Origin of the sequence: Treponema primitia ZAS-2, from assembly GCF_000214375.1 — a bacterium.
Classification (GTDB): Bacteria; Spirochaetota; Spirochaetia; order Treponematales; family Breznakiellaceae; genus Termitinema; species Termitinema primitia.
On sequence record NC_015578.1, the window covers coordinates 2,216,972 to 2,225,634 of the forward strand.

Consider the following 8,663-nt stretch of genomic DNA (forward strand, 5'->3'; position numbering starts at 1 on the left):
ATCCTTCCCCCCGGCCCTAGCGCCGGGGGCTATATCATTTTTTCAGGAGCTTTATATATGAAAATTGATTTTGAAATAACCAACGAACTAGCAACCATCATCCCCCGCAGCCAGTTACTGGTGACCGCCGCCAATCCCGAAAGCTATGCCGAGCCAATAGAACGGCTTGCAAGACAGCTTGAAAAATGCCCCAGGCTTTACGAGACAAACGGAAAAGACGAGCACCCCGCCATTTTCCATTACTTCTACGGCGGAACCGATATTTTTATCTGCGAGTACGACCGGGAAGATACCATGTTCGGCTATACCATTCTGAATAATGACCTTGTAAATTCAGAATGGGGCTATACCAGCGTTTCCGAAATCTGCCGTATAGCCCCCTTGAATATTGATTATTGGTTTGAAGAACAGACCATCGAAACCGCCCTATACCAGCGTAATCCTGATTATTTTAAAAAGCCTAAATCATTGGACTAACAAAAAAGCCCCCGGACATAACCGGGGGCTTTTCTTTCTTACGCTCTAGTTTTCAAAACAACCATATTCCCCCTCGGCCTGGTCACCAAAAACCCGTCCCGCTTGCGGAACCGCAGGAACAGTTCTCCATACTCCATTGATTCCGTGGTCCCGTCAAACTTCTTGATTTCAATACCTTTCCTGTTGCCATGCTGGATCCTCTTGGGATTCATGAAGATAGCAAAGGGGGTGTCGTTTTCAATCGCCCCATGCTGGGGCAGGATGGACACTTCATGATAGGGATACAAGTCCAGCTTGCCCGGCATAGCCTCAGTAGGATGCCGCCAAATCGGGCGCCCATCAGCATCTTCAATATTGGCGATATGGTTCAGGACTGTTTCATGCAAGAACCAAGCGCAGTCCTTCCGTTCCTCCGCAGGAACTCTATACACCGCATCCCGAAAGTCTTTCCAGGTCAGCGCGTTGATATCCGCCCCGGCAATCTCGACTTCCTCTGTCCCATCAGCCGCCAGCGCCCCGGTAAAGGGATCATCGTCAGCCAGGAGGCATTGACGGTCAAACTCCTGCCCATACACTTCGGTAAACTCATCGATGAACATGGCGCCCAGGTCAGTAAAGACATCCTCCTCAAATTCGTCAAACCAGGGAATGAACCCCGCCAGGGTATAGGCTTTAAGCTCAACGCGCTGCGCCCCTTGGGGCTTGCTCCCGGTAATCTGCTGCCCGTAAGCGGTTAGCCAATGAAGCTGCACCCCGCCCCGGTCCCGTGTCGGCAGAAAGATTGACGGCCCCATCATCGGGCGGTGACGCACCAGGGGCATCATCACCGATTTTTTTGCGGCATCCTGCATAATCTCGTTTTCATAAATCGGATTGATAAGGTATTGGTCATTGGTTGCCATGTTCCCCATCGGCGAGCCAAGGGCTGCTTTCTCATTGACGTTCCAGCCCTTCTCCCCCCATGACACATCCCGGGGATTCGTCCAGTTGTCAGCCTTGAGGTTCGGGGTAAAGGACAGTTCCGCCAAGGCCCCATGGTTCCCTGTCCAGGCCGCCGCCAGGGCTTTGCCCAACCGGTACTGCAATTCCTTCCGGGTCAGCTCCCGGGGATTTGCCGCCTGCCCCTTGAGTTCCCCCCGTAGCTCCTTGACCGTGCTTTTCAGAGCTTCCGTTTCCTGCAAATGCCCTACCGCAACCGCTTCCAGGGCTTTGACAATATCCTCCAGCAGCTCCTCTTTTTCCCGGAAATAGTCCGCCGCCTTCTCCTGGTCCCGGAACCCAGCCGCCTCGATTTTCTGCATATCCGCCAGCTTTTTTTTAATCGCTTTAATCAGTTCGTCCATACCACACTCCCAATAAAATAGTAATACTGTCAAAGGAGCAGCCAGGCTGACAGCCGGGCGCCCCCTGGTTACCCCTGAATAAGCCCGCCCAGGAATTGCCGGGAAGCCTGCAAATCAAGCGCCACCGGGCCGCCTTCCGCCGGGGAAGCTTTGGCCAGAGCTGCCTTCGCCAGCGCCCAGGGATTCGCCGGGACATTGCACACGCTGAATTCCAAAAGTTCCTGCTTGCGAAAAATCAGCGTAGTCCCATCCTCCGCATCCTTCTTTGAAGGAATCTCGATTTCCAGTACCCGGAACCCCACGGACCCTGCCCTGATAACCCCGGCCTTTACCCGTTCCCCGATACCCCAGCCAAAAGCGTCATAGTCCCTGTCATTAAAGATGATGGACCCGTGCAGCCCCTTGCCATCGGCATACAGCCCATCGGCCCGGCCAATCGCCGGGATGTCGTATTTGTGCGCCCACTGAATCACCGGGTTTTGCATAAACTGTTTATAGTCCCAGCCCGCAGGGTCAATGCGTTCGTCAAAGCGGTCAAGGTCAAAGGTACTGAATGTCCAGGCCACGCCAGAGGCAGTGTCCTGGACATCCCCCGTTTGAAGCGCCAGGACAAAGGGTGCCGCCGCAATCACCTCCAAACCGGATTCAACATTCCTGATTCCTCCCTCATCCTTCCCCATTCCCAATTCCCCCCGCAGAAACGCAAGCAGCCCCGCCCGGTCCCGCACCGCAATTTCCCCGCCCTTATTCCTCAGAATCACCATACACCCCCGTGTCCATCATGTTCCCGCCTTCCCCGAAAGCGGCCTTCAGCACTTCTTCCAGGCTCACATAGCCCATATACAAGGCAAACAATAAAAGCTGCACCGCATTTTTTATCCCGCACTTTTTGTAAATCCGGCTCTTGTAGTTCTTCACGGTCTCATAGGTCAGATGCAGGAGCCCGCCAATCTCCCCAGCCGTTTTTCCCCGGCTCAACAGGCACATCAGTTCCCGGTCCTGCATGGTCAAGCCCTGCTGCTTAAGTTCCCCCAGGCGATAGTCAGAAAAATGCTGTAAAGCCCCGGTTTCAGCTATTTCTTCCGGAAAGTATTCTTTCCCCTCAAGCAGTTTCCGGCAGCCCTTCAAACAGGCCTCAGGCCCATCCCGGTAATTCAAGTACCCCGCCGCCCCCAGGTTGTAGAAACGCTCCACTTCCTGGCACACCGCCTTCTCAAAACTGAAAATCGCAAACCGGGCCCGCTCGCTTTTCCCCTTCAAAACCGCCATTAGATACGGCGTAGCAATGTCCGCAAAATTCGATTCCAGAAACACCAGCCGCGCCTGAAACCGTTTTATTTTTTCCTTCAAATCCTCCAAACCAGAAGCAAGCAGCACCGGCTCATTACGGGTCAGCTGCTCGATATTTTTGCGAATATATTCTGCAATCGGTACCGAAGTACTCGCCACAATAATATTATTCGCCATGCCCTTCCCCGGAAGCACCACCGGACTGCAAATCCACCGGTACCAGGTTTTTAGGCCGGTACCACTTATTGCCCCAGGGCTTGGGATCCTTCCCGCGCTCTTTCAGAACATCATTGATAGTCTTGAGCCCCGCATTGATCTCCGCAATATCCCGGCTGCTCTGGGCATCTTCGCTTTCCTGCAATTCAGGGATATCCCAGAGATCAAATTTCCCGGTTTCCTGTAGCCCCAGGCGGATAAAAAACTGTGTTTCCAGTATGCTTTCAAATTGCCGCAGGGCAGGGATAAGGGTGTATTTCCAGAACGCAGCGTGCTGCTCCTGGGTATCCTTGCCGGAAAGGGACGTAGACTTGTCATTGATATTGGCAACCCGTGGAGGGATGCCGTATTTAGCCAGAATAGTGTAGAGGTTCCAGCGTTTCAGCTCGAACAGTTTTATAACTTCCGGGGTAAAGGCAAGGGGCTCAAAACTGGTCCCCTTGCCCAGCACCGCAATTTTCCGGTTAGCCCGAACCGCCCCGTATTTGCTTTCCCAGCGCTTTTCAAGGGCGTCAGCTTCCTCCGGGCGGATAGCCTGGTCAGTTTTCAGAATCCCCATAGGGACAGCGTTATTTTTAAGCAGCTGGCTATTAGCTTTGTTGGCAAAATAGTCTTGCTCCAGCTCCAGGGCCAGAGCCGCCAGCGGATTAACACCCCGAACCGGGTTCCAGGGGTTCCAGTCCCGGAAATGGATAAGTTCATCCCGCAGAATAGGTATCAGATCGGTATCAGTCTGATAAAACCACCGCCTGTTTACTTTTTGAAATGGATCACATACGCCCCCCGCCGCACTGTCCTCATGCCGCACCCTTCTCGGATCAAGAATATAGATCTCATGCGGCAGCCCACCCCCGTACTCGGGACCAAACCACCAGAATGCCTCGCCTTCCAGGTACCACCAGGCAGCCGTTTCCTTCCAGAGATCGTACCGGCTCATAAGCCGGTTCGGCCTCCTGAACAGATCAAACAGCCGCCCGCCCTTTACATCGTTCCCCCCCCGCACAATAACAAAATCTGCCCGTGCAATATTGCGGACTAAAATACCAACCGCAATATTCACCCAGGCATTGTGCAAATACCCATTGCCAGAATATATAGTACTATAGTTATCATAATTGTCAAGAAAATTTTCTTTCTCCATGCACTGAGCCGCCATGCCACGAGTTTTCTGTTTGCTAAAAAAGAAATCCCATAGTTTCATTGCGCGATAATCCCCTGCTGGACATCAGAGAACACCGCATAGCGCAAGGCATCCATAAAGTGGTCATTAAGCTTTATGATTTCCCCCGCCTCATCCCGGCAGTAGTCCCAAATCTCCGAAAGAACGCCAGTACAGCTATCAGCAACAAAAAACTGACTCCGCTCAATCTTTGCGTTAATAAAGTCAATCCCGCTTTCAACACTGTTATTAGCCTTAGTTCCATTCGTAATCTCCTGAATCCGCTCTCCCCCAGCCGGATCGCAGTAAACCGGAAAATCGAGATACTCATACCTGCCATCAGCGATACTGTCAAACCAATGGCGTGATTTTAGCTCCTCGTTAAACGATTTCGTGGTCATATTAAAAGCGCCGTAATCGGCTAGCACAAAAATTGCGCCATTCACCCACCCAATTTTTACATTCGTAATATTGAGCCCAAAATCCTGGCCCGCAGCAACCCGGTCATATTCAGCAGGCATATCCGCCGCTTTCAGAATCATGGTCTCGTCAAACAGTTCGTAGATAACCCCCTCGGCCTTAACCCAAGACCCATCCCGGAACCGTGCCCGCTGTTTTTCTGGCAGCGCATCCAGCACATCGGAAATATAGTCATCGGGCAAATGCTCCCGGTTATCAGCCGGGTTAAGCAGCATGGAAGCGTACAGCTCCGGCCGGGCCAGCGGTTCACCGTTCAAAAACTGCTGCTTGCGAATGAAAATCCTATACGCCCAATGGAGCGGCGAGCCTGGGTTGCAGTCGTAGAGAAACAAATTCCGGCACCCAGGAACCCGCATAGCCAGCCGTGAATACGCCGTAGTAACCGCAATATAGCTAAGCTGTGAAATCTCGTTAAAATAAATCGTGTTGTATTCATGCCCCAGAATCTTGTCCGCCTGCTCCCGGTCCCCCAGTCCGCCAATCCAGATTTCAGACCCGTTAAAAAGGGTAATCATGCTTTCATGGGCCAGATAGCTGTAGCGGCTGCTGCCCACCGTATTCGAAAGTGCAGGCAAAAGCGTTTCCCGCAGCACCGAGGACCGCGCATCCTTGGCCCGGTACCGACAAATCAAATGCCGGGACCCCGCAAAGCGGATCGCCCGGTAGACAATCACCATCACCAGGACCGTAGTCTTGCCCGACCGGGACCCGCCAAACAGCAGAATATGTTTCGCCCCGCCCTTAACCAGTTTGATAGCTTGCCGCTGAACCGCAGTAGGGTTAAACACCGCCATACTCAAAGCCCCTCAAACTCAGGGAGAAAGGTAATCTGCCCGTTTTTATCGACCGACCCCTCCGGCTTATCCTTCCCAGCCGTAATCCCCGCAGCTTCCCGCTCTGCCCGGATCGCCGTGGAAACCCACTCCGTTACGGTTCCCTGCGCCAGGTCCGCCGGGTCCATCAGGTCCAGCTTCTTGCTCACCACCTGCAGCATTTTCCCCGTAACCGCCCGGTGGACCTTCCCCTGCTCCTCGATAGTTTTTCGCAGCTCCGCCTGTTTCAGCTTGTCCAGGTACCCGTCATAATCCGCCGCCCGTTCCCGCCACCGGAACGCCGCCGCCCAGCCCCGCCAGACCCGATACTTCTTGCCCTGTTTCGTTTCGTCCTTCTCGGAGACCTCCACAGCTTTACGGATATTCCGCTCCGGCCCAAAGTCCCGAAACGCACAGAACGCCGCATAGGCCACAGCACTTTCCCCGGCCAGCCGTTCCCAGGACTCAAAGGGCATAACTACCGCCTGTACTTCCTCGATGACCTTATTTATGTCCGTCATCACCGGCCCCCTTGGAAATGCACTCCGCTTCCAGCCCGGTAAACAGTTCCGGATTTCTTTCAGCCTCCCCCTTCCCGGAACGGATGCCCGCCGCATCCCCGCCTTTCATGCCCCCGTTAATCCATGCCGCAATTTCAGAAGGCCGGAACCGCAAACCGCCCCCAATCTTGATAAAGGGAATCGTTTCTTTCAGTACAAACTTGCGGATCGTGCAAACCTTGAATTGGGTAATCCGTGCCACATCATGCACCGTCATCAGGTCCTCGATGACCGTCACCTTTTCCGCCCACACCGTTTTGTCTTTATCCATGCCCCCACTTTCGCCCGGAATTCGCCTATTGGATATTTCACAAAGGTAATTTTTTGCCGAGTTTTTGACGTGGAAGCAAAAAAAACGCCCCTGGGAAACCAGGGACGTTCACAAACCTTTTTATAAATCCTAGACAGCGCCGGCACTATTCTCCGTTACATTACGCTCCTTGCATTCTTCCCACTTCTTCCTGTTCACCACCTCGGCAATAGCCGAGAAATCAACCCGCTCAAGCCACACCATAGGATCGCCTATTTCACCCGTTTCCGAAGGCACCACCACATTAAGCACCTGGATATTGACCGCCCCATCCTGCATTGAGCCCGGAGCCGGTATCTGCGCGGGGAACTTGCCGACTGAAGTCGGCGTTGCAAGTGGCGCGGGGACAGGCATCCCCGGTTTCTGGTCCAGCATTTTTTCCTGCGCCGCGCGCACATCCGTAAACTTGGAGCCGTCGAAATGGGTATACCGCTCTTTCGTTTTCTTGTTAAGATGGCCCGTCATAGCCATCACCTTATCATCGGTAATATTTTCGGTTAGGAGAAAGGTGTTGAAAAAATGCCGCCAGCCGTGCATATGAAGGTTCCGTTTTCTCTGCACATCCCGGGCAATCCCTGCCTTTTCCAGTGCCCGGTGGTACTCAATAGTTACACAAGCCCGTGATATCGGCTGTGGGGCATTGGGCCTCCAAACGAAAATAAACCCATCCCCATTTTTCGCAATAAGCTCCCGCAGCTCATCCTCAACGCCCGCCGGAATAGTAATATACCGGGGCCTTTTTGTCTTAACATTCCGGTAGCCCAGACTGTCAAACTGTTTCCTAACATAGATATACCCGTTACACACATACTTAGCCTTCAGCCCCAGCAGTTCCCCTATCCGCATACCCGTGCAAGCCGCTAGCATATTCAGCACATAGTACAGTTTTTTGCTCCAAACCGTTTCCCAGTTTTCAGGAAACAACAGCTTCACTTCTTCCGGGGTAAGAATAGTCATATCTTCCTGGTACTCATCATCTCCATCATCCTGGTTTTTGTCTGAACCGAGCTTCTCAACCAAATCAAACGGGTTGGAAGGGATAAGGCGTAATTTCCTATGGGCGTAGGTCAGCATGGTCCTGAAAATGTTGTAGGCATTATTGGCGGTAGACTTTTTTAAACCCTTGCCCACCAGAGCAAGCAGCCAGTTATCGATCATGACATCGGTAATCAGATCAATGCGGCTCTTTTCAAAATAAGGCAAAATATACTGTTTCAGGTTATACGAAGCAGTATCAAGATACCGTTGGGTAAGACTATTCCGGGCGTTACGGCTCTTGGTATACCGGCAGGTCTCGAAATCCCACCACCCCTGGGAAAACTCCCCAAAGGTCGGTACTGGCTCTTTTTCCGGCAGCAGCTTCCCCGCCTTCAAAAGCTGGTTGCAAAACTCCCTTGCCGCTGTTTTGGTCGTTTTCCCCGTGGAATGGCCGCACAGCCGTTTTCCCGCCTCGTCATAGACCTGATAATAAAAGACCACCCCCGCCGGTGTCTTCCGCTGGTACAGTGAATAAGACTCTCTTACTCGCATGGTAAACCCCTTTGCGGGTATTGCAGACATACCTGCATACACCCGCAAAACTAAGATTTAAACCGCTATTCACAGCTGATTTATTTCTATGTCTGGCAAGGATTTACCTAAAAGCGACCTTTTGTATATTTCACAAAGGTCACTTTTCACTACTTACAACGTAAAGATTTAGACAAAGGCGCCGATTGGAATCGAACCAACGCATAAAGGTTTTGCAGACCTCTCCCTTACCGCTTGGGTACGGCGCCAAATATTACAATATACAAATCATATCCCAAATCACAAGGAATGTCTAGTCACAGCGCCAGGGGTTCGACTTTTTTCAAATTGGTGCCTGGCACCTTTTTGGAAATCGGGAAATCTCAACGGGCCCTCGTTTTTGGGGTGTTTTGACGCTTTTGGCGATATGGATGCTCTATTGGCGGTATTTATAGAGGTTTGTTTTGTCTAAAAGAAGGTATTTTGTGCTTTCTACGATTAAAGTTT

9 protein-coding genes and 1 tRNA gene are annotated in these 8,663 nt (G+C 52.2%); 1 reads left to right on the plus strand and 9 read right to left on the minus strand.

Translation table 11 applies throughout. The annotated features are described in order from the left end of the window. Positions 1 to 57: 57 nt before the first annotated feature. Entirely contained in the window at positions 58 to 477 is a 420-nt protein-coding gene (locus TREPR_RS09720) for a hypothetical protein (protein ID WP_015708139.1), read from the plus strand. A 38-nt stretch (positions 478 to 515) separates the two neighbouring features. Here TREPR_RS09720 and TREPR_RS09725 read toward each other — a convergent pair whose 3' ends face one another. The 9 genes from TREPR_RS09725 to TREPR_RS09765 form a co-directional block, all read right to left on the minus strand. Then, positions 516 to 1,820 carry a phage major capsid protein gene (locus tag TREPR_RS09725; RefSeq protein ID WP_015708140.1) on the minus strand — a complete coding sequence of 435 codons (1,305 nt, stop codon included), beginning with the start codon at positions 1,818 to 1,820 and terminating at the stop codon, positions 516 to 518. 68 nt (positions 1,821 to 1,888) lie between these two features. After that, positions 1,889 to 2,584 carry an HK97 family phage prohead protease gene (locus tag TREPR_RS09730; RefSeq protein ID WP_015708141.1) on the minus strand — a complete coding sequence of 232 codons (696 nt, stop codon included), beginning with the start codon at positions 2,582 to 2,584 and terminating at the stop codon, positions 1,889 to 1,891. Beyond that, entirely contained in the window at positions 2,565 to 3,287 is a 723-nt protein-coding gene (locus TREPR_RS09735) for a response regulator transcription factor (RefSeq protein WP_015708142.1), read from the minus strand. The genes TREPR_RS09730 and TREPR_RS09735 overlap by 20 nt, the downstream gene beginning before the upstream one ends. Then, positions 3,277 to 4,527 (minus strand): phage portal protein, encoded by a 1,251-nt coding sequence (locus TREPR_RS09740; RefSeq protein ID WP_041611127.1) that lies wholly within the window; start codon positions 4,525 to 4,527, stop codon positions 3,277 to 3,279. The genes TREPR_RS09735 and TREPR_RS09740 overlap by 11 nt, the downstream gene beginning before the upstream one ends. Beyond that, positions 4,524 to 5,759: a phage terminase large subunit gene (locus tag TREPR_RS09745; RefSeq protein ID WP_015708144.1), complete on the minus strand. Its 1,236-nt coding sequence runs from the start codon at positions 5,757 to 5,759 to the stop codon at positions 4,524 to 4,526. The genes TREPR_RS09740 and TREPR_RS09745 overlap by 4 nt, the downstream gene beginning before the upstream one ends. Positions 5,760 to 5,761: 2 nt before the next feature. After that, a complete protein-coding gene (locus TREPR_RS09750) occupies positions 5,762 to 6,298 on the minus strand; it encodes a hypothetical protein (RefSeq protein ID WP_015708145.1) in 537 nt (178 codons plus the stop codon). Then, a complete protein-coding gene (locus TREPR_RS09755) occupies positions 6,282 to 6,608 on the minus strand; it encodes a helix-turn-helix domain-containing protein (RefSeq protein WP_015708146.1) in 327 nt (108 codons plus the stop codon). The genes TREPR_RS09750 and TREPR_RS09755 overlap by 17 nt, the downstream gene beginning before the upstream one ends. Before the next feature lie 129 nt (positions 6,609 to 6,737). Continuing rightward, positions 6,738 to 8,177 (minus strand): tyrosine-type recombinase/integrase, encoded by a 1,440-nt coding sequence (locus TREPR_RS09760; RefSeq protein ID WP_148257284.1) that lies wholly within the window; start codon positions 8,175 to 8,177, stop codon positions 6,738 to 6,740. Positions 8,178 to 8,353: 176 nt separating this feature from the next. After that, a tRNA-Cys gene (locus TREPR_RS09765) sits at positions 8,354 to 8,425 on the minus strand. Between the last annotated feature and the right edge of the window lie 238 nt (positions 8,426 to 8,663).